The 21,313-nt window shown below is 52.7% G+C and carries 22 protein-coding genes; 19 read left to right on the top strand and 3 right to left on the bottom strand.

What is annotated here, in order from left to right; translation table 11 throughout:
- The first annotated feature begins 230 nt into the window (after positions 1 to 230).
- Entirely contained in the window at positions 231 to 644 is a 414-nt protein-coding gene (locus tag Q0X64_RS00330; RefSeq protein ID WP_297807473.1) for a hypothetical protein, read from the top strand.
- A gap of 59 nt (positions 645 to 703) precedes the next feature.
- On the opposite strand, the gene prlC is transcribed toward Q0X64_RS00330, so the two are convergent.
- Positions 704 to 2,743 (bottom strand): oligopeptidase A, encoded by a 2,040-nt coding sequence (gene prlC, locus Q0X64_RS00335; protein WP_297807475.1) that lies wholly within the window; start codon positions 2,741 to 2,743, stop codon positions 704 to 706.
- 140 nt (positions 2,744 to 2,883) lie between these two features.
- On the opposite strand from prlC, the gene Q0X64_RS00340 reads away from it, so the two are divergent.
- The 10 genes from Q0X64_RS00340 to Q0X64_RS00385 all read left to right on the top strand — a co-directional run bounded on the left by Q0X64_RS00340 (position 2,884) and on the right by Q0X64_RS00385 (position 13,047).
- On the top strand, positions 2,884 to 3,678 hold the full coding sequence (locus Q0X64_RS00340) for a UDP-2,3-diacylglucosamine diphosphatase (protein WP_297807477.1): 795 nt from the start codon (positions 2,884 to 2,886) through the stop codon (positions 3,676 to 3,678).
- Positions 3,678 to 4,712 carry a glycosyltransferase family 1 protein gene (locus tag Q0X64_RS00345; protein ID WP_297807480.1) on the top strand — a complete coding sequence of 345 codons (1,035 nt, stop codon included), beginning with the start codon at positions 3,678 to 3,680 and terminating at the stop codon, positions 4,710 to 4,712. The genes Q0X64_RS00340 and Q0X64_RS00345 overlap by 1 nt, the downstream gene beginning before the upstream one ends.
- A gap of 141 nt (positions 4,713 to 4,853) precedes the next feature.
- Positions 4,854 to 5,582: a VacJ family lipoprotein gene (locus Q0X64_RS00350; protein WP_297807481.1), complete on the top strand. Its 729-nt coding sequence runs from the start codon at positions 4,854 to 4,856 to the stop codon at positions 5,580 to 5,582.
- A 102-nt stretch (positions 5,583 to 5,684) separates the two neighbouring features.
- Positions 5,685 to 6,674: a calcium/sodium antiporter gene (locus Q0X64_RS00355; RefSeq protein ID WP_297807484.1), complete on the top strand. Its 990-nt coding sequence runs from the start codon at positions 5,685 to 5,687 to the stop codon at positions 6,672 to 6,674.
- Positions 6,674 to 7,651, top strand: a complete 978-nt coding sequence (locus Q0X64_RS00360) for a KpsF/GutQ family sugar-phosphate isomerase (RefSeq protein WP_297807487.1) — start codon at positions 6,674 to 6,676, stop codon at positions 7,649 to 7,651. The genes Q0X64_RS00355 and Q0X64_RS00360 overlap by 1 nt, the downstream gene beginning before the upstream one ends.
- 11 nt (positions 7,652 to 7,662) lie before the next feature.
- Positions 7,663 to 8,184, top strand: coding sequence for a 3-deoxy-manno-octulosonate-8-phosphatase KdsC (gene kdsC, locus Q0X64_RS00365; RefSeq protein ID WP_297807491.1), 522 nt, complete (start codon positions 7,663 to 7,665; stop codon positions 8,182 to 8,184).
- Positions 8,168 to 8,737 (top strand): LPS export ABC transporter periplasmic protein LptC, encoded by a 570-nt coding sequence (gene lptC / locus Q0X64_RS00370; RefSeq protein ID WP_297807494.1) that lies wholly within the window; start codon positions 8,168 to 8,170, stop codon positions 8,735 to 8,737. Before kdsC ends, lptC begins: the two co-directional genes overlap by 17 nt.
- On the top strand, positions 8,721 to 9,551 hold the full coding sequence (gene lptA / locus Q0X64_RS00375) for a lipopolysaccharide transport periplasmic protein LptA (RefSeq protein ID WP_297807497.1): 831 nt from the start codon (positions 8,721 to 8,723) through the stop codon (positions 9,549 to 9,551). Before lptC ends, lptA begins: the two co-directional genes overlap by 17 nt.
- A 13-nt stretch (positions 9,552 to 9,564) precedes the next feature.
- Positions 9,565 to 10,290 carry an LPS export ABC transporter ATP-binding protein gene (lptB, locus tag Q0X64_RS00380; RefSeq protein ID WP_297807500.1) on the top strand — a complete coding sequence of 242 codons (726 nt, stop codon included), beginning with the start codon at positions 9,565 to 9,567 and terminating at the stop codon, positions 10,288 to 10,290.
- A gap of 120 nt (positions 10,291 to 10,410) precedes the next feature.
- Positions 10,411 to 13,047, top strand: coding sequence for an ABC transporter substrate-binding protein (locus Q0X64_RS00385; RefSeq protein ID WP_297807503.1), 2,637 nt, complete (start codon positions 10,411 to 10,413; stop codon positions 13,045 to 13,047).
- Here Q0X64_RS00385 and Q0X64_RS00390 read toward each other — a convergent pair whose 3' ends face one another.
- The gene (locus tag Q0X64_RS00390) at positions 13,048 to 13,869 is read right to left on the bottom strand and encodes a peptidoglycan DD-metalloendopeptidase family protein (RefSeq protein ID WP_297807506.1); all 822 of its coding nucleotides are present in this window, start codon (positions 13,867 to 13,869) and stop codon (positions 13,048 to 13,050) included. It lies immediately after the preceding gene.
- Complete coding sequence (gene xseA, locus Q0X64_RS00395) at positions 13,853 to 15,361, bottom strand: exodeoxyribonuclease VII large subunit (RefSeq protein ID WP_297807509.1); 1,509 nt, start codon at positions 15,359 to 15,361, stop codon at positions 13,853 to 13,855. The genes Q0X64_RS00390 and xseA overlap by 17 nt, the downstream gene beginning before the upstream one ends.
- Before the next feature lie 63 nt (positions 15,362 to 15,424).
- Here xseA and guaB point away from each other — a divergent pair, with 63 nt between their 5' ends.
- The 8 genes from guaB (at position 15,425) to Q0X64_RS00435 (ending at position 21,192) form a co-directional block, all read left to right on the top strand.
- Positions 15,425 to 16,888, top strand: coding sequence for an IMP dehydrogenase (guaB, locus tag Q0X64_RS00400; RefSeq protein ID WP_297807512.1), 1,464 nt, complete (start codon positions 15,425 to 15,427; stop codon positions 16,886 to 16,888).
- 64 nt (positions 16,889 to 16,952) lie between these two features.
- Entirely contained in the window at positions 16,953 to 18,530 is a 1,578-nt protein-coding gene (gene guaA / locus Q0X64_RS00405) for a glutamine-hydrolyzing GMP synthase (protein ID WP_297807514.1), read from the top strand.
- Positions 18,521 to 18,796, top strand: coding sequence for an acylphosphatase (locus tag Q0X64_RS00410; protein ID WP_297807517.1), 276 nt, complete (start codon positions 18,521 to 18,523; stop codon positions 18,794 to 18,796). The genes guaA and Q0X64_RS00410 overlap by 10 nt, the downstream gene beginning before the upstream one ends.
- A gap of 180 nt (positions 18,797 to 18,976) precedes the next feature.
- Positions 18,977 to 19,405, top strand: a complete 429-nt coding sequence (locus tag Q0X64_RS00415) for a DUF6524 family protein (RefSeq protein WP_297807520.1) — start codon at positions 18,977 to 18,979, stop codon at positions 19,403 to 19,405.
- A gap of 34 nt (positions 19,406 to 19,439) precedes the next feature.
- Positions 19,440 to 19,838 carry a DoxX family protein gene (locus tag Q0X64_RS00420; protein WP_297807522.1) on the top strand — a complete coding sequence of 133 codons (399 nt, stop codon included), beginning with the start codon at positions 19,440 to 19,442 and terminating at the stop codon, positions 19,836 to 19,838.
- A 115-nt stretch (positions 19,839 to 19,953) separates the two neighbouring features.
- Positions 19,954 to 20,115 (top strand): hypothetical protein, encoded by a 162-nt coding sequence (locus Q0X64_RS00425; RefSeq protein ID WP_297807525.1) that lies wholly within the window; start codon positions 19,954 to 19,956, stop codon positions 20,113 to 20,115.
- A gap of 165 nt (positions 20,116 to 20,280) precedes the next feature.
- Complete coding sequence (locus Q0X64_RS00430) at positions 20,281 to 20,589, top strand: DUF3144 domain-containing protein (RefSeq protein ID WP_297807528.1); 309 nt, start codon at positions 20,281 to 20,283, stop codon at positions 20,587 to 20,589.
- A gap of 411 nt (positions 20,590 to 21,000) precedes the next feature.
- Positions 21,001 to 21,192, top strand: a complete 192-nt coding sequence (locus tag Q0X64_RS00435; protein ID WP_297807531.1) for a DUF6868 family protein — start codon at positions 21,001 to 21,003, stop codon at positions 21,190 to 21,192.
- The last annotated feature ends 121 nt before the right edge of the window (positions 21,193 to 21,313 follow it).

A 21,313-nucleotide genomic window follows, 5' to 3' on the forward strand; every position in this document is an offset into this window, starting at 1 on the left:
TTGCCTGCTACTCCCAGCAAATCAGTATTTGAGCCTGGGCGTTGATTCCGACTTGCTGGCAAAAGTTGGTAAGTATATGAATTCTGTGAGAGGCTACGTGGTCTGTATTAAGCGAACATCATGGTTGAATTTGCTATAAGCAAGACCGGTTCACAGGAAATTGATCTCAATGCCCATAAGGTAGCGCATCGAAGTCCGATGTTTTATCAGGGCGCCCAATGGAGGACATTATGAAAAAGTTGCTTTTACTCATTCCGTTTTTCTTCGCCGGCCCGGCTATGGCCCTGGATGCCGAAGTTGAAGAAAAATATAAACAAAACTACAGCGAACAGGTTAAACCGCTGGTGATGAAAAAACTCAGCAGTGACAGACCTGATATGACAGCCCAGGCGATTAAATCTGAAACCAATGCTTATGTTGCCAAAATGGCAAGCTGCCAGTTGAAGGGCATGAGCCACTTCCCGGAAAACTATCAGGAAATGGCGGTCGTGCCGGTTGCTGAAGGTGAAGAGGTTTCCACCACCACCCAGGCGCTGAACCAACAACTCAAGCAGGATGTGGAATCAGGCAAAATCACTAAAGACGAAGTGATGAATATGATTCAGGTAGCACAGCAAAACGTGCAGGCCTGCATGAACTCTTAATTTGCCACTATCTGAGTGACATAAAAAAAGGGCCTCCCGGCCCTTTTTTTGTGGCTGCCTTAAGCGGCAATACCGGAATGCCGGAGCAAGGCATCTATTTCTGGCTCACGGCCGCGAAACTCGATAAACAGTTCCATCGGTTCCTTTGAACCGCCCTGCTCCAGAATTGAAGACAGAAATTCCAGACCGGTCTGACGATCGAAAATGCCCTTTTCCTCAAACTTGGAAAAGGCGTCGGCCGACAAGACTTCCGCCCATTTATAGCTGTAATAACCGGCTGCATAGCCACCGGCAAAGATATGCGCAAAGCTATGGGCGAAGCGGTTGAACTTGGGCGGCTTGACTACGGTAACCTGATCACGCACTTCCGCCAGCACTTTTTCAACCTGATTGGTTTCGTTCGGATCGAATTCCAGGTGCAGGCGGAAGTCGAACAGCGAAAATTCAATCTGCCGCAGCATCATCATCGCTGACTGGAAGTTACGCGCCGCAATCATCTTGTTATAAAGCTCATCGGGCAGCGCTTCACCGGTTTCATAATGACCGGCAATCAAATCCAACGCTTCACGTTCCCAGCACCAGTTCTCCATAAACTGACTGGGCAACTCGACCGCATCCCAGGCCACACCATTGATGCCCGACACGCCCGAATAATCGATCTTGGTCAGCATATGATGCAGACCGTGGCCGAACTCGTGGAACAGCGTGGTGACTTCGTCATGGGTAAACAGCGCCGGTTTATCGCCTACCGGTTCTGAAAAATTCGTCGTCAGGAAAGCGACCGGCGTTTGCACGCCATCGCCGACTTTACGGCGAACCAGACATTCATCCATCCATGCACCGCCGCGTTTGCGCTGGCGAGCATAAAGATCAAGATAGAACTGGCCGCGCAATTCACCACTGGCCTCGCGGATTTCAAAAAAGCGCACATCTTTATGCCAGGTATCGACATCTTTGCGCTCGCTAATCTCAAGGCCGTAAAGCTTATTGACCACCGCAAACAGGCCGTTAACGACTCTGTCTTCGGGGAAGTAGGGCTTCACTTCTTCCGCTGAAATGGCATAGCGCTGCTGGCGCAGTTGCTCGGCGAAATAAGTCACATCCCAGGCTTCCAGGTCGTCCATATCGGCGGTTTCTTTGGCATAGGCCTTGAGCGCGTCGAACTCTTCTTCAGCAATCGGTTTGCTTCGTGCCGCCAGATCATTCAAAAAGTCCATCACCTGGTCGGGGCTTTGCGCCATTTTGGTCGCCAGCGAGCGCTCAGCGTGGTTGTTAAAGCCCAGCAGTTGCGCAAGTTCATGACGTAATTTGAGAATCTCGGCCATGACTTGGGTGTTATCCCATTTGCCGGCATTGGGGCCCTGATCAGAGGCCTTGGTGGCAAAGGCGGTGTACATTTCCTCGCGCAAATCACGGTTGTCGGCATAGGACATCACCGGCATGTAGGATGGGAAGTCTAGGGTAAACACCCAGCCTTCCAGACCATCACGTTTGGCGAATTGCTCAGCCATGGCGACCGTGGATGGCGGCAGGCCTGACAGCATTGATTCGTCGGTAATATGCTTTTTCCACGCGTGGGTGGCATCGAGCAGGTTTTCTTCAAACTTGGCGCTGAGCTCGGTCAGCTTCTGCGTGATCTGTTTGTATTGATCGCGCTGTTCGGGCGGCAGTTCAACGCCGGACAGGCGGAAATCGCGTACCGCATTGTCGATGACTTTCTTCTGCGCGGTGTCCAGCTTCTGGTATTCATCACTGTCAGCCAGATTTTTGTAGGCCCGATACAGGTCTTCGTTCTGACCCAGTTCGGTGCCGAATTCACTGAGCATGGGCAGGCAGGCGTTAAAAGCCTGACGCAGTTCCTCGGAGTTGACCACGGAGTTCATATGACTGACCGGTGACCAGACATGATCGATGCTGGCCTCGATTTCTTCCATTGGCTGAACCAGGTTGTCCCAGGTCGGCTGGGAGATATTGGTCAGCAATTCATTGACCGCCTCGCGGGCCTGTTTAATGGCCTGGGTCACAGCCGGTTCAACGTGCTCCGGCTTGATTTTGGAGAACGGCGGCAGGGTGTAATTCTCTAATAATGGATTCGTCATAATTCTCTCTGGTCAAAGCAGGCAATGTAGGTAGGACCGCCTTTCAACAGGTCTTACGTCATGTTTTTGCAACAAAAAGTTAATAAAGCTGCAACAAGAGTTGGTTAGTGTGCGCTCAAGATAAAAGGTAAGGGCACATTATGCAAAAACAAGTCAGTCAGAAAGAAAAGATAAAAGTTCGCAGTGTCTGGATCTCAGACATCCACCTCGGCTTTCGCGGCTGTAGCGCCGATTTTCTGCTCGATTTTCTGCATAAAGTTGAATGTGATTACCTCTACCTGGTCGGTGACATTATTGATGTCTGGGAAATGAAAAAGAAAATGTACTGGCCTCAGGCACATAATAATGTGATCCGCACCCTGCTGGGTAAAGCCAAGCATAACACCAAGGTAGTCTATGTCCCCGGTAACCACGATGAGGTGTTGCGGGACTTTGACGGCGCCGTGTTCGGCAATGTCGAAATCCAGAATGAAATCATTCACACCACCGCCGACAACCGCAAACTGCTGATCCTGCACGGTGACCAGTTCGACAGTGTCGTGAAAATTTCGCCGATGCTGGCCAAGGTCGGCAGCCGCCTTTATGAATGGCTGTTACGGGCCAATCGCTACGTCAACCTGGTGCGCCGCAAAATGGGCTTTTCCTACTGGTCTCTGGCAGCTTTTCTCAAGCACAAAGTCAAAAACGCCGTGCAGTACATCAGTCACTTTGAAGAAGCGGTAGCACATGAAGCTGCGCGCCAGGGTGTGGACGGCGTAGTCTGTGGTCACATTCACCGCGCTGAAATCGCCCGCCATCACGATGTTGATTACTACAATTGCGGAGACTGGGTAGAAAGCTGTACTGCGCTGGTTGAACACCCCAACGGTGAAATGGAAATCCTCAACTGGACCGAACTGGTCGAGCAGCCCAAAGTCCTGGTGCAAGCAGCCTGATGCGTATCGTTATTATCACTGACGCCTGGGAACCCCAGGTCAACGGGGTTGTGCGTACCCTCAAGCAAACCCGCCAATGTCTGGAGCAAATGGGGCATGAGGTGCATGTCATCACCCCGCAGGATTTCAACACCATCCCCTGCCCCAGCTATCCCAGTATCCGCCTTGCCGTGTTACCCGGCAGACGAGTGAAAAAACTGCTTGATGACCTCAATGCCAATGCCGTGCATATTGCCACCGAAGGCCCGCTGGGCATGGCAGCGCGGCGCTGGTGCCTGCGTAACAAGATCAGCTTCACCACCTCTTACCACACCCAGTTTCCGGAATATGTCCGGCTGCGGGCACCGATACCTTTAAGCTGGACCTATGCCTGGCTAAGACGCTTTCATGGCAAGGCGGTTCGTACTTTAGTCCCGACCCGATCGCAACAACAGCGGCTGCTGGAACGCGGCTTTGATCATGTTGAAGTCTGGGGCCGCGGTGTGGATACCGATATTTTTACGCCCGATAATCCGCAGCCACTCGATTTGCCACGTCCTGTCTTGCTTAATATGGGGCGGGTGGCGATAGAGAAAAATATTGAAGCTTTTCTGGATCTGGATGTACCGGGCAGTAAAGTTGTGGTCGGTGACGGGCCCGATCTGGATCAACTACGTCAGAAATATCCGGATGTGTTATTCACCGGCGCCCGCTTTGGCAAGGAGCTAGCCCGTTATGTCGCCGCTGCCGATGTGTTTGTTTTCCCAAGCAAAACGGATACCTTCGGTCTGGTACTGCTGGAGGCCATGGCCTGTGGCGTGCCGGTCGCAGCTTACCCGGTGACCGGTCCGGCCGATGTCGTGCAGCATGGACTCACCGGCAGTCTCAGTGATGATCTGGGTGAAGCTGTAAGAATGGCACATCACATAGACCCGGCGGCCTGTATCGCCTATGCACGCAAACACAACTGGCAGGCCTGTTCGAGCGTGTTTGCCGGCTATATGGTGGACAACCGTCAAGCCAGCAACACCGAGGCCCTGTCGAGCGAGACTTGAAGTCAATCAGCGCTGAAGTGTTGTATTTTTACAACTCAACCGACCCCTCGTTTGCCAATATTGCAACAGATAAACTTGATCGGCCCTAATCGCCGTGAGATTATTTGCCAGTCAATAAGAACAAACAGGGACTTAATTTCGATGCCACATTTTCAGCACTTATTCAAAGTAGGCATTGTCGCAGCTTTGCTCGTCATGACCGGCTGCGCTACCACCAACCAGACTGCCGGTGATCCACTGGAAGGTTATAACCGCGCCATGTACAAGTTTAACGACGCCGTGGATACCGCCGTCATTAAACCGGTAGCCAAAGGCTATGATGCAGTGGTCCCTGATCCCATCAGTCAGGGCGTCAGCAACTTCTTCAGCAACCTCAACGACATCACTGTGATCATCAATGACCTGCTGCAGGGCAAGTTCTATCAGGCCTACAAAGACACCCACCGTTTCGTGGTCAACACCACCGTCGGTGTCGGTGGTATTTTTGATGTGGCTAGTCTCTCCGGTCTTAACAAAAACAATGAAGACTTCGGTCAGACGCTGGGTGTCTGGGGCGCTGATCCCGGTGCTTACGTGGTTCTACCTTTCTTCGGTCCACGTAATGTCCGTGACACTTTCGGCCTGATCGGCGACATGTTTACGGATCCTGTCATGTATGTGGAGGGTGACGATGCACGTCTGGCATTCGTCGGTACTCGCGTTGTAGATACCCGCGCCAATCTGCTGAAAGCTGAAAAAGTCCTTGATGAAGCGGCTTTGGATGAATACAGCTATGTCCGCGATGCCTACATGCAGCGTCGCCAGAACCTGGTCTATGACGGCAACCCACCGCTGGAAGATGACGAGTTCGACATCTTTGAAGACGAGTGATTGACGACAAGCCACAGACAACACCTTATAATGAAGAGCCGGGTTTGACCCGGCTTTTTTATGTTTCAAATTCATGACATTCAGCCGCCATAACGGACTTTTATGACCAGCAGTATTTTATTTGTTCTCGCCATCGTAGTTGGCTTTGCCGTATTGATTTGGGGGGCCGATCGTTTTATTGACGGGGCCGCCAATATCGCCAGTAACCTCGGCGTATCACCGCTGATTGTCGGTGTCACTATTGTCGGTTTCGGTACCTCAGCACCAGAAATGCTGGTGTCAGCGCTGGCCGCTTTTGACGGTGTACCGGCAATGGGTATAGGTAACGCGGTAGGCTCCAATATCACCAATGTCGGCCTGGTGCTGGGGGTGACGACGCTGATTTCCCCATTGGTTGTCAATTCCGCCACACTGCGTCGCGAGTTTCCGGTACTGGCTTTTGTCATGCTGGTATCAATCATTATGCTGCTTGATGGCGTATTAAGCCGTGTTGACGGCAGTATCCTGTTTGCCGGTTTTCTGCTGACTATTGGTGGCATGGGCTGGATGGCCTACCGGGGACTGGGTAAAAATGACCCGCTGGAGGCCGAATTCGCGCAGGAATATGCCGAACAATCCATGTCCACCGGTAAGGCCAGTTGGCTTTTCATAATTGGTCTGGCCTCATTGCTTATCGGTTCTAAATCGCTGGTCTGGGGCGCCAGTGGCATCGCCACCATGCTGGGCGTGAGTGATCTTGTCATCGGCCTGACCATTGTGGCGATTGGCACCAGTCTGCCGGAGTTGGCTGCCTGCATTATTTCAGCGCTCAAAAACGAACACGATATCGCAGTCGGTAACGTACTCGGCTCCAATATTTTTAACCTGCTTGCGGTGTTAGCAATGCCGGGACTGATTGCTCCTACCGAAGTCGACCCCATGCTGCTGTATCGTGACCTGCCATTCATGATTGGGCTGGCTATCGGGCTTTATCTATTTGCCCGTTTCTGCTCGCAAGGACGTATCGGCCGCTTTGCCGGGCTCTTGCTGATAGTCACCTATATTAGCTATAACAGTCTTCTGGCTTATCAGAACGTGCCCGGACTCAGTTAATGCAGATAGAACAGGACAAAATCAGGCAACTGGCAACAGCAGTCATTGATACCGAGCTGGAAGCCGTCTCGGCACTCAGAGACCGGATCAACGAAGACTTCTTGCAAGCCTGTCAGTTTATGCTTGAATGCAGCGGCCGCATTGTGGTCATCGGTATGGGGAAATCCGGCCATATCGGCAGCAAAGTCGCCGCTACCCTGGCCAGTACCGGCACCCCGGCTTTTTTTGTTCATCCCGGTGAAGCCAGTCATGGTGATCTGGGCATGATCACTAATAAAGATGTGGTGCTGGCCTTATCCAACTCCGGCGAAACCACAGAAATACTAACTATCCTGCCACTTATCAAACGCCTGGGCGTACCGTTGGTCACGATGACCGGCCGGCCCGGTTCAACATTGGCACAGTGCGCCAGTGCCCACCTTGATGTCAGTGTGGAAAGAGAAGCCTGTCCATTAGGATTGGCCCCCACTTCCAGCACCACTGCCGCACTGGTGATGGGCGATGCCCTGGCGGTTGCCCTGCTGGAGGCCCGCGGTTTTACCGCCGAGGATTTTGCCCTGTCGCACCCCGGTGGTTTGCTTGGGCGGCGTTTACTGCTGCACGTCAGTGATATTATGCACACTGGTACTGCCATTCCGACCATTGATGAGTCAGCCTTAATCAGTGATGCCTTGATTGAAATGTCGGAAAAAGGACTGGGCATGACAGCGGTTATCGACGGCAAGCAGCAAGTGGTCGGCATCTTTACTGACGGTGACTTACGCCGGGTGCTGGCCCAGGAAATCGATATTCACAAGCAGCCTCTTTCAGCGTTTATTACCCGTGAGTGTAAAACCGGCCGCCCTGACATGCTGGCGGCGGAAGCGCTGGAACTGATGCAGCGTTATAAAATTAACGGCCTTTTAATTATCAACGATCAGCAACGGCTGGCAGGTGCGATCAATATGCATGATTTGCTCCGCGCCGGGGTGGTCTGACAGGACAAAAAATGCAGGATATTCTGGAAAAAGCGAAGAAAATCAAACTGGTCGTCTTTGATGTTGACGGCGTGCTAACTGATGGACGCATTATTATTGGCGATGATGGTCAGGAGTACAAAGCCTTCAATTCACGTGACGGCCACGGTATGAAACTGCTGCAATACACCGGGGTCGAAATAGCGATTATTACCGGCCGCACGTCAAAAACCGTGGAACACCGGATGAATGGCCTGGGCATCAACCATGTTTATCAGGGTAAACGCATCAAACTGCCGGTCTTCGAGGAACTGATCGAAGAGTTGGGTTTAAGCCCTGATGAATGCGCCTATGTCGGCGATGACTGGGTTGATTTATCGATTATGAGTCGTGTGGGTCTCGCCGTGGCAGTGCAGGATGCCGACAATGTGGTCAAAAAACATGCGCATTGGATCACCCCGTCAAGAGGCGGCATGGGCGCGGCCCGGGAAGTGTGTGAATTGATTATGGAAGGACAGGGCAACCTGCAGGACCAAATTGAACGCCATTTTTAATCTGCCGATCTATGCCCGTATCGGCCTGCTGGTTCTGGCTGGGCTGAGCCTGTGGATGATTTTTCACGATAGTGCCAAGCCGCCTCAGCAGACCAGTGAGTTGCGTCGTACCAGCGATATGGCGATGACCGACTTCACCATGACCATCATGAACCTCAATGGTGAACCAGCCCGGCTGATCACCGGTGATGAAATGGCCCACTATCCGGACGATGACTCCACCGAAATCCTCAATCCGACCACTGAGTTCCTGGAACCGGGCCAGGATAACTGGGAAGTGACCTCCAATCATGGCTACACCCAGGGCGAAGCTGACGAAATCCTGCTGACCGGAAATGTTATTATCACAAACAAGAACAATCCGGCATTCAATATGCTGACCGAGAAGCTGACTTTGCATAACCTGGATAACACGGCTTATACCGATGCGCCGGTGACCATCAACTCGCCACAGGGCGTGACGGAGTCTGTCGGCCTGCATGCAGTTCTGGATGACGAAACCATCAATCTACATTCGAGGGTAAAAGGACAATATGATGCGCCTGCCAATTAAATTTTTTGTCGCTTTGATGTTGATGCCAGCCTTGGCCTGGGGTCTGCCCAGCGACCGCCAGAAACCGATCAATATCGAGGCGGATCATGCGCAAATGGATGATCGCGAGGGCGTGACCCAGTACAAGGGAGATGCCATCCTGACCCAGGGCACCCTGCGCATTACCGGCGATATCATTACCTTCTTTTATGATGAGAATAAACAGCTGACCAAGGCGGTAGCCGAAGGTAAACGCGCCACCTATGAACAGGTTCATCAACCCGGTGAAAACCCGGTCAGAGCCAAAGCGCTGAAAATGGAATATTTTGCTGACCGTCAGGAAATTTACCTCACCGGCGATGGCTATGTCTGGCAAAACGGTGACGAATTCACCGGCAACTATATCGAATACGACATCGCCCGTAATGTGGTCAGTGCCAACTCCAACCCGGTCACCGTCGATGGACAGGAGCAGAAAAAAGGCCGCGTTCATATCATCATCCAGCCGCAAACTGCCCGTGAACCGGCGAGCGACGAACCCAAAGAGGCCACTGAACCAAAAGCAACAGAAACGCCTGACTCCACATCAGCACCCAGTCAGCCGGCTGAGCCTGAAGTTGCAGCAGATCAAGAGCCTGAAAGCTACCCAACCGCGATGACGACCAGCCGTCTGAATGTGCGCTCCGGTCCCGGTACCGGCTATCAGCGACTGGGCACATTCGACCAGGAGCTTGAAGTGATCGTCCTGACCCGCCAGTCCAGTTGGACCCAGGTGCGGGGCATGATCGAGGGTGAAGTCGTGATTGGCTGGGTCAACAGCCGCTACCTGCAATAAAAGCCGGGGCATTATGAGTATTCTGTCTGCGCAGCAACTGGCGAAGCGTTATGGCGACCGCCAGGTGGTCAAAGATATCTCGCTGGATGTCAAAAGTGGTGAAATCGTCGGACTGCTGGGTCCCAATGGCGCCGGTAAAACCACCAGCTTCTACATGATCGTAGGGCTGGTACCTGTTGATCATGGCTTTATATTCCTGGATCAATACGATCTGACCGATTATCCGATTCATGATCGGGCCAAGCTGGGCATTGGCTATCTGCCACAGGAAGCCTCGGTGTTTCGTAAACTCAGTGTTGAGGATAATCTCTTCGCGATTATTGAAACCCGTGACGAACTCAGCATGGATGCCAAAAAAGAGCTGCTGGAACAGCTACTGCAGGATTTTCATATCGAGCATATCCGCCACTCCAAGGGCATGGCACTGTCCGGTGGTGAACGCCGGCGGGTGGAAATCGCCCGGGCTTTGGCCATGGACCCACAATTTATTCTGCTGGATGAGCCGTTTGCCGGCGTTGATCCAATTTCCGTGCTGGATATTCAGGGCATTATCAAACAACTGGCCGAGCGTGGTATTGGCATTCTGATCACTGACCACAATGTGCGCGAAACCCTCAATGTCTGTCAGCGCGCCTACATTTTCAATGAAGGTGAAGTCATTGCCCGCGGCACGCCGGAGCAAATTCTTGAGGATAAACAAGTACTCAGTGTCTACCTGGGCCGCGACTTCAGAATGTAAGCATAAACAGTGGCGAAACTGAGCGGTTCGGGATAAGATGCAATTTCACCCGATGCGCCGTCATATATGACTTTACGATACCTATTTGCCAGTCTGTTCTTGCTTTTTTCCAGTGCCGCTATGGCATATGAAACCGGCGAGGATCAGCCGCATGACGTCACCATTAAACTGCACTGGCAGCACCAGTTTCAGTTCGCCGGTATTTACGCCGCCAAAGAACTGGGCTTTTATGACGAAGCCGGCATTGATGTTGAAATAGAAACCGGTTTCAGCCACCCCTACGATGAAGTTGAAAACGGCGGGGTTGAATTCGGCCTGTCGGGCACCGGCATCGTCGTTGAATATCTCAAGGGTCGTCCACTGGTGGCGCTGGGCGCGACCTTCCAGAACAGCCCGTATGTGTGGCTGGTTCGTGATGATTCGGGAATCTACTCCGCCGATGACTTTGCCGGTAAAACCCTGACCCGCCAATCCTATGCCGACGATCTGGCAGCCATCTTTCTCAAACAGGATATCGATACCAGTGAGATCAATTTCACCGCCCCTGAATCCAGTGACATTGATGACCTGGTTGCCGGGCGGGTCGATGCGCTGACCGCGTATATTTCGAATGAACCGTTTCGAATGTCAGAGCGCGGTATTCCCTATCGGACTATTGCGCCCAAAGACTACGGTATCAACTTCTACAGCGATATCCTGTTCACCTCGCGCCAGTACCTGGAGCATCACCCAGACGTCGTCAAGGCTTTTCGTGAGGCCACTTACCAGGGCTGGCGCTATGCCGCCGACAACCCCGAGGCGATGATTGATCTGATTCTGGACAAATACAATACCCAGAGCAAAAGCCGGGCGCATTTGCGCTATGAAGCTGAGCAATTACTCAAGCTCAGCCTCTATCCGACCGTGGAATTCGGTCATATGACGCGTAGCCGCTGGCAGAAAATTGCCAGAACCTACCGCGATCTGGGGCTTTATGACGAGATTAGTGGGCTGGATAACTTTCTCTATCATGAGTCAGTACGCCAATCGAAGTTATACCAATGGTTGACTCTGGCGTTGGGTCTGCTGGCATTGCTGGCCCTGATTAGTTATCTGCTCAAGAAACATCATAACAAGCTGCTTACTGAACAGATCCGTGATCGCACCACCAAACTGGAACAGGAACTGCAAAACCGTAAATCTCTGGAAGCGGCTGCCCGGCATGAAGGTCAACGTTTACAAACCCTGCTGGATAATACGATCGACAGCGTGATCACCATCAATCAGGCCGGTGACATTGAACACTACAACAAAGCCTGTATCAGCCTGTTTGGTTACCCACCCGAAGAAGTTATCGGCCAGAACATCACCATGCTGATGCCGGCCAGTTACCGCGATCTGCACAAACTGGGTATGGCGCGTTTTATGTCTACCGAAGAGAGCCGTATTCTGGGTAAAGCGGTGGAAGTCGAAGCGCTGCACAAAAACGGTAAAACCATTCCCATTGAGCTCACTATCAGCGACTTTAAATGGCAGGGACAGCATCTTTTCACCGGCATAGCCCGTGATGTTTCCCGCAAAAAAGCCGAACAGGAAGCGCTTTTAGAGGCCAAACAGCAAGCCGAGCGTGCCAACAATGCCAAGTCAGAGTTTCTCTCGGCAATGAGCCATGAACTGCGCACGCCGCTGAACGGCATTCTCGGCTTTGCCCAGTTACTGCTTAATGACAATGATGAACCACTGAGCGCCCACCAGCAAAAGAATATCAATCAAATCATTCACAGTGGTGAACATTTGCTGACACTGATTAATGATGTGTTGGAACTGTCCAAAATTGAATCAGGCAATATCCGTACTTCCAGTGATCATGTGCATATCAATGCCGTCATTGAAGACTGCCTGCCCTTGCTGGAAAACCTGGCCGATCAGCATCAGGTGCAGATTGAAAAGACGGAAAAAACGGACGGCGTGGTACTGGCTGATTTCACTAAGCTCAAGCAGGTCTTTATCAATCTGGTCAGTAATGCCATTAAATATAATCAGGCCGGTGGCAAAGTGCACATCAGTACTAGCATGCAGCCCCATAACAACATGCTGAAGCTGACCGTCACTGATACCGGTCCGGGGATTCCCAAAGACAAACAGCATAGCGTTTTCACCGCTTTTGAAAGGCTGGGACAGGAACACAGCCGTAATGAAGGATCAGGTATCGGACTCAGCGTCTGCAAGCGCCTGATCGAGGCTATGGGCGGTCGCATTGATTTTGCCAGCAGTGAAGGCCAGGGCAGCAGCTTCTGGGTAGAGTTGCCGCTCTCCAATCAACAGCGCGGTGATGATCATGCGCAGCCGGGTCCTCCAGCCGATAGTCATTACGATGAATTACTCTTGCGGCGCAGTGATAACAGTCATAACAAGCCCATGCGCCATGTGCTTTACATTGAGGATAACCCGGCCAATATCCGGTTGCTGGAAGTGTTCTTCTCCCGTCATCAGCGTGTCTGTTTGCATACCTGCGAGAGTGCGGAAGCAGGGCTGGAACTGCTCAAGACCATGACCCCTGATGTGATTCTGATGGATATTAACTTGCCCGGCATATCCGGTATTGAAATGGCCCGCATTCTCCGTGAAGACAGCGAACTAAGCCATATTCCGCTGATCGCGGTGACGGCGGCGGCGATGCAGGAAAATATTGATGCCGCGGAAGATTTGTTCCGGGTTTACATCACCAAACCGATCGACTTCAAACTACTGAGCCGAACCTTGCAGCCCTTGCTGTAATTATTGCGCCGGTAAAAACAGTCTCGGCTCCACCCGCTCGTCATTGAGGCTGATACCAAAATGCAGATGCGGCCCGGTCACCCGGCCGGTGGCGCCTACCAGCCCGATGGATTCTCCCTGCTCTACCGGCTGGCCGTCTTTGACGTCGATCCGGCTCAGATGGCAGAACATGGTGACTAGACCCTGACCATGGTCGATAAACACGGTATTGCCATTAAAGAAATAGTCACCCGTGCCACGGATAATTCCCGCTGCCGGGGCCTGAATCGGCGTGCCGGTAGCGGCGGCGATATCCATACCGCTATGCGGTTGTCGCGGTTCGCCGTTAAACACCCGGCGGCGGCCAAACAGGCCGCTGACTCTGCCTTTCACCGGCCAGACAAAGTTAAAGTCAACCTCATTGGTTTCAGTCCAGTGTTGCAGGGCGGCATCAATGCGTTTTCTCTCGCGGTTAATCCGCTCCATATCATACTGGTTGGGATTGACCTTGCGTTTGTCCTTAATGGTGATGTACTGGGTCGGATATTGCTTATCGTTGATTTTGAATGTCAGGCTGCGCGGCTGGCCGTTTTTATCCACCTCAAGCTGATGCGTGCCCGGCTGCAAATCCAAAGGCACGCCAATCACCGCCTGCCAAAGGCCATTTTCGGCCACCACCAGCACCGGTTTATCGTCAAAGCTGGCCTTGGGCTTATAACTTGATGCCGGTGATAGCGGCAGTATCACCACGCCACCGGGTACGGCATTTTCCTGCGGCAGCGCCGACAGCATCAGTGGCCAAAACAAGAGAGCCAGCAGCAGGTTTTTACTTGTCGTTAACACTTTTCACCTCACAGGCCAGCTCGCCCTGGTGCAAACGAACGCGGATCTCATCACCCTGTCCGACCTGATCACTGCGGGTAATGACTTCTCCGGAATCAGCCCGACTGCTGATGCTGTAACCGCGCTCAAGCGTGTTAAGCGGGCTCACGGCGTCCAGGGTTCTTAGCTGCTCGCCCAGACGCTGCCGAGCCGCATCCAGTTGTAGCTGCATCAGTTTGTCGATCTGTCGCCCTAAGCCGGTGACATGGCCCTGCTGTTGTTCGACGCGCTGTGCCGGAAGCTGGCGTTGCAAGCGGGAATCCAGCGAGGTTAGCTGCTGCCAGGCCTGTTTGTGCTCAGCTTTGAATGCGGTCTGCAATCGGTGACGGAGATTGCTCAGCAAATTCCGTTGACTGTCGATTTGTGACTGGGGATGCTTTAGCCGTGCTGCCAAAAAGTCGACCTTCTGGGCCCGGTTTTGCTGGATGCGCAGCCAGCCGGAATCCAGCATTCGCCTGAATTGATCCAGTGTTTGTCTTTGCTGACGGATCTGCAGTTCAGGTCTGGGCAGGCGGCGTTGCAAATGCAGCAAATGGCGCTGTTCACCGCTGAGCCACTGGCGGGTGCGGGCAGTCAGTCTCTGCATCAGGCCCTGGATGGTGGCCAGTAATTGCTGACCATCCGGTACGGCCATTTCCGCCGCCGCCGACGGCGTGGGTGCCCTGACATCGGCCACAAAGTCAGCGATAGTGAAATCAATCTCGTGGCCGACCGCCGATATCACCGGCAGTTCGCAATCAAATATGGCCCGTGCCAGCTTTTCATCGTTAAAGCTCCACAAATCTTCCAGCGAACCACCGCCGCGGCTGATGATCAGCACATCACAGTCCTTACGGGCATCAGCCAGTTGCACCGCTTCTAATAGTTGCCGTGCCGAGGCTTCGCCCTGTACCGCCACCGGATACAACACCACAGCCACCGCCGGAAAGCGGCGTTTAAGCACGCTCAGAATATCGTGTAATGCGGCGCCGTCTGGTGAGGAAATAATGCCAATGGTTTGTGGCAGAGCGGGAATCGGTTTTTTATGCGCCTCATCAAACAGGCCTTCTTGACCCAGTCTTTGCTTGAGCGCTTCATAAGCCCGCTGCAGCGCACCGCTGCCGGCCTCTTCCATATGCTCAACAATAATCTGGAACTCACCGCGGCCTTCGTAAAGGCTGACACGCGCCCGTAACAGAACCTGCATACCATTTTCGGGTGTGAAACGCAGTTGACGGTTACGCCCCCGGAACATGGCGCAGCGCACCTGCGCCACTTCGTCTTTCAAAGTGAAATAGATATGACCGGAAGCCGGCATCGCCAGATTGGAAATCTCGCCTTCCACCCACAGCAGGGGAAAAGAGCCTTCCAGCAGCACACGGGCTTCTCGCACCAGACGCGAGACCGGATAGATATCTTTGACCGCCCGGTTTGCCAGTGTACCGGTTGAATTAGATGTATTTGGGGATGCCATTAAAAGCGCTTTTCCTGATATAATTGCAGGATCATATTACAGCTAATTTCAGGAACAAGTCTGATGAGAATTGCTCAAGAAGCCCTGACGTTTGATGACGTACTGCTACTGCCAGCGTACTCGAACGTCCTCCCACGTGATGTCAGTCTTACCACCAAGTTGACCCGTGATATCACGATCAACATTCCGCTGCTGTCAGCGGCGATGGATACCGTCACCGAGAGCCGTCTGGCCATTGCGATGGCGCAGGAAGGCGGTCTGGGTATTCTGCACAAAAACATGACCATCGAGCAACAGGCCGAGGAAGTTCGTAAGGTCAAAAAATTCGAAAGTGGTGTCGTTCGTGACCCGATTACTGTTGGCCCGAACACTACCATCGGCGAAGTAGTTGAGCTGACCCGCTCACATAATATTTCCGGCGTGCCGGTGGTGGATGGCGATGACCTGGTCGGTATCGTCACCAGCCGCGACTTGCGTTTTGAAACCCATTACGACAACCCGGTTTCAGAAATCATGACCAAGAAAGACAAACTGGTCACGGTCAAGGAAGATGCCTCCCGCGAGGAAGTGCTCAACCTGCTGCACACCAACCGGATTGAAAAAGTGCTGGTGGTTGATGACAACTTCCACCTGACCGGCATGATTACCGTCAAAGACATTCAGAAACAAACCGATAACCCACTGGCCTCCAAAGATAGCCAGGAACGTCTGCGGGTCGGCGCTGCCGTTGGTATTGGCGCAGAAAGTGAAACCCGTATTGAAGCGCTGGCCACGGCCGGTGTTGATGTCATCGTGGTGGATACCGCCCACGGTCACTCGCAGGGCGTACTGGACATGGTCAAATGGGCCAAACAACACTTCCCTCAGGTACAGATCATCGGCGGTAATATCGCCACGGCCGAAGCCGCGCTGGCGCTGGTTGAAGCCGGTGCAGATGCGGTTAAAGTCGGTATCGGTCCCGGTTCTATCTGTACCACCCGCATCGTCGCCGGTGTCGGTGTGCCACAAATAAGCGCAATCAGTAATGTTGCTGGCGCCCTCGAAGGCACGGGTGTACCGCTGATTGCTGACGGTGGTATCCGCTTCTCCGGTGATATTGCCAAAGCGCTGGTCGCCGGTGCCCACACCATCATGATCGGCGGCATGTTCGCTGGTACTGAAGAAGCCCCCGGCGAAGTCGAGCTCTATCAGGGCCGCGCTTACAAATCTTACCGAGGCATGGGCTCCATGGGTGCGATGTCACAGAAACAAGGCTCCAGTGACCGTTACTTCCAGGAGTCCAGCGAAGCCGACAAGCTGGTACCGGAAGGCATTGAAGGTCGTGTTCCATTCAAAGGCAGCCTGGGCGCCGTGGTTCACCAACTGATTGGCGGCATCCGCGCCAGCATGGGTTACACCGGTTCGGCCACGATTGATGAAATGCGCACCAAGCCGGAATTCGTCAAAGTCACCGCGGCCGGCATGAGTGAAAGTCACGTCCATGATGTGACCATCATCAAAGAAGCGCCCAACTACCGCCTGAACTAAGGCAGTAACTCACACACTGCCCCGCCCGGGGCAGTGCTGTTTTTAACCTGTTGAAGAGATTTCAATGACCACCAATATTCATGATCACCGCATTCTTATCCTGGATTTCGGTTCCCAGTACACCCAGCTTATCGCGCGCCGTATCCGCGAAGCCGGGGTTTATTGTGAGCTTAGAAACCCGGAGATCAGTGAAGCCGAGATCCGTGAATTTAACCCCAAAGGCATTATTCTCTCCGGTGGTCCTGACTCCACCATAGGTGAAGCCGCTCCGAGCGCACCGCAATGCGTCTTTGAACTGGGCCTGCCGGTGTTAGGCATTTGCTACGGTATGCAGACCATGGCCAGCCAGTTGGGTGGACAGGTTGAATCTTCCTCACACCGTGAATTCGGCTACGCCCAGATCCGTGCCCGAGGTCATTCGCAATTGCTGCGTGATATCGAAGATCACACCACCGAACAAGGCTGGGGGATGCTCGATGTCTGGATGAGTCACGGTGATCGCGTTGCCGGACTGCCTGAAGGTTTCAAGGTCATTGCCAGCACCGACAGTGCGCCAATTGCCGGTATGGCGGATGAAGATCGCCATTTCTACGGCGTTCAATTTCACCCTGAAGTCACCCACACCACCCAGGGTCAGCGCATTATTGAGCGCTTCCTGGTAGAAATCTGCCAGTGTGACACGCTGTGGACCGCCGCCAATATTATCGAAGACCATATCGCCCAGGTTCGTGAGCAGGTCGGCGATGATGAAGTGCTGCTGGGCCTGTCGGGCGGCGTGGATTCCTCAGTAGTGGCCGCGCTATTGCACAAGGCGATTGGCGATCAACTGACCTGTGTGTTTGTTGATAACGGTCTGCTGCGTGAGAACGAAGGCGATCAGGTGATGGCGATGTTTGCCAAGCATATGGGCATTCGTGTGATCCGGGTTGATGCCGAAGATCGTTTCCTCGATGCGCTGGCCGGTGTTGATGACCCGGAAAAGAAACGCAAAATCATCGGCAACATGTTTATCGATGTGTTCGATGAAGAAGCCGCCAAGCTGAGCAGCGTTAACTGGCTGGCCCAGGGCACAATCTACCCCGATGTCATCGAGTCTGCTGCCGCCAAAACCGGCAAAGCGCAGGTGATTAAAACCCACCATAATGTCGGCGGCCTGCCCGAGCATATGAAGCTCAAGTTGATAGAGCCACTGCGCGAGCTGTTTAAAGATGAAGTACGCAAACTTGGCGTTGAGCTGGGCCTACCGTCCGATATGGTTTACCGTCACCCGTTCCCCGGACCGGGTCTGGGCGTACGTATTTTGGGCGAAGTCAAAAAAGACTACGCCGACTTGCTGCGTAAAGCCGACCATATCTTTATTGAAGAGCTGCGTGCTCACGACCTGTATGATAAAACCAGCCAGGCTTTTGCTGTGTTCCTGCCGGTCAAATCAGTCGGCGTGATGGGGGATGGCCGTCGTTACGATTACGTCGTGTCTTTACGTGCTGTGGAAACCATTGATTTCATGACCGCGCGCTGGGCACACTTGCCTTATGAGTTTCTGGATCTGGTTTCACGCCGTATCATCAACGAAACAGCGGGTATTTCACGGGTGACTTACGACATCTCCGGCAAGCCGCCCGCCACGATTGAATGGGAATAAAGCGTTACCATCTGATTATCAGCGGACGCGTTCAGGGCGTCAGTTACCGGGTCTCGGCTTGGGAAAAGGCCCGAGAGTTGTCACTCACCGGCTGGGTGCGTAATTTGACTGACGGCCGTGTGGAAATCGTAATCGAGGGTGACACTGAAATCCTTGAGCAGATGTCGGCCTGGGCCCGAAAGGGCCCGCGCTTTGCGGATGTCTCCGATGTGTCTGTGTCTGAACACAATCCCACCGGCGAATTTCCGGATTTCAAGATACGCTAATTCTGTTACATGAGCCTCTCGCCGTGACTTGCCTGGCACTGTGCCAGCTACACTTTCTCCTCTGTTACCTCTCTTTAAGAAAAACACACCCACTTGAACTTGGGTGAATTGCCCGGTTTGCTAAAGCAGACACAAAAGCTATGATGTCCTCACAATAAAATATCAACATAAGGACATTTGATGGCTCAGCAATTCGACTCCAAAGGTTTTCTGTGGCGTTTCATATTCGCGCTGGCACTGGTTTATGTCACTTATAATCCCACCGGCCTGAGTTATTACCACTGGGCCCGCGATGCCTTTTTAGGCAGTGGCAGCTTTATGACTCCGCCTTTTGCGCTGGTCTCGATCATTTTGTTGATCGGCTGGACCGTCTACCTGCGCGCGACCTTACGCTCACTGGGCAGCTTCGGCCTGCTACTGGCCCTCGCCTTTTTTGCCATTATTATCTGGTGGCTGGTTGACCTGGGATTACTGGGGATCCAAAACGAATCCGTGTTCAGCTTTATCGTTCTGTTCCTGATAGCTGCCGTGCTGGCTGTGGGCATGTCCTGGTCACATGTGCGCCGTCGCCTGTCAGGTCAGGCCGATATGGATGATGTGGATGAATAATAAAAAACTGACTTAGACAACAAGGAGAAATTATATGGACAACCTGATCAACGCATGGCAGCCTCGGGTGCTGAGCCTGGTACGAATCGTTTCCGCCTTTCTGTTCATGGCGCATGGCACACAGAAAATGTTCGGCTTTCCGGCGGAGCAGCGCTATCCCTTTGAACTGTTTTCCTTATCCGGGGTGGCGGGCGTGCTGGAAGTCGTCGGTGGTTTGTTACTGCTGATCGGCCTGTTTACCCGCCCGGTCGCGTTCCTGCTTTCTGGTCAGATGGCATTTGCCTACTTTATTGCCCACGCTCCACAGGGTTTCTGGCCACTGAACAATGGCGGTGAACTGGCCACGATGTTCAGTTTTGTTTTCCTGTACTTTGCTTTTGCCGGTGGCGGCTCCTGGAGTGTTGACAGCCTCTGCAAACGTAACAAGGCTTAAACCGCCATAAATAACTTTGCCACTGGTGAGCCACGCCGCTTGCCAGTGGCAAACTCTCATCTCTATGCCCCACTCCTTACTGAGAATTGGCCTAACAGGCTTGCTGATTGTCGCCGTGTTGAATCTGCTGGCGGCACTGATACTGGATCAGACTGCAGCAAACCCCATTCATGCCACATGGTGGTCCGTGTGGTTTCCTGCCTATGCCTGCTGGCTGGGTATGTTGCTGGTACTGGCCGTGTTTAAACTGATTCGGGTATTGAAAAACCGGCATTAAAAGCAGACTTGCCTGCCCTGTCTCTCATTCATGCGTTTCTACAACAAGAAAGATTCCCGGCTTTAAAGGTGTGTGAGTCCTGATTACTCCAGGCCGGTGCTGAGGTAAGCTGCTCTTTCATGCCTGACTCAGGCTGATAAAACCAATATAAAAAGCAACCTTCCTATGAGTGAGAGAGATCCCCAATTTTTTGACCGTGCTGACAGCTTTATTCGTCTTGCCAATGAACAGATGCAATCGGGCACAGAATCCGGTCAGGTCAGTGCTGCATTTATGTACGGACTGGCACGCTACAGTGCCTGGTTCAGTGCTTCAGGCTGGAAAACCGGTGAGGATATGGCTGATGCCAAAGCCGAAACCCTGGAGTTTTTCGTTAACGAATACCGGAAAATGCTGGAACTGAACCTCGATGACTATATCGATAACTTCGATAAGTACATTGAAGCTTCCAGAAAAATGCAGGCCAATTCTTAAATTTCACGGCAGACTCCGGAAAAATACGCTAGCATGCATGGTGTGTTTTTTCGGAGTTTTTTATGATTAGCAGCCATCCCGTTATTCCCCTCCGATTCACCGCGATAATCTGTTCGCTATTGCTGTTACTCAGTTTGAGCGGCTGCGCTACCAGGGCATTAATGTCGTCGGACCGCTACGAAAAACCCGAGCCGGAAACCCCGCCACAATCACAGCCTTCAAGCTCAGCCGTGAATCCCGACGTGTTGAAGCAGTTGTATTTCGCTCAACAGTAATGCTCAGTAGAATAGTTTCTTCCTTATCCCCGTTTCCCAGCCTGCTAATTTCGTTCGAAATAAGTTAACAATTCCGGCATTATAAGAGTGGCTTGTGGTCGGCGCTGGTTGCCAATTATCTAGGGAGGGCCTGCCCATGACTCACGCTGCTTTAACAGGTTTATTTGGCTGGATGACCCTGATTAATCTCGGTCTGCTGATCTTCAGTACCCTTATGCTTACGCTTTGCCGTCGCTGGGTTATCCGTATTCATAACAGACTGACCGGCCTTGAGGCAGATACACTGATGCCCGCCTACCTCTATTTTCTGGCTTTTACAAAGTACTGATCATTGTCTTTAATCTGGTGCCATACCTGGCATTGAAATGGCTGTGACCGCTTATCCCATGACGCAAAGCTAAAGATGCCGCTCATCTTCCCTGTCATGCTGCTATCCGCCGATCAGATTT

Origin of the sequence: uncultured Methylophaga sp. (assembly GCF_947259025.1) — a bacterium.
In the GTDB taxonomy this organism is placed as follows: domain Bacteria; phylum Pseudomonadota; class Gammaproteobacteria; order Nitrosococcales; family Methylophagaceae; genus Methylophaga.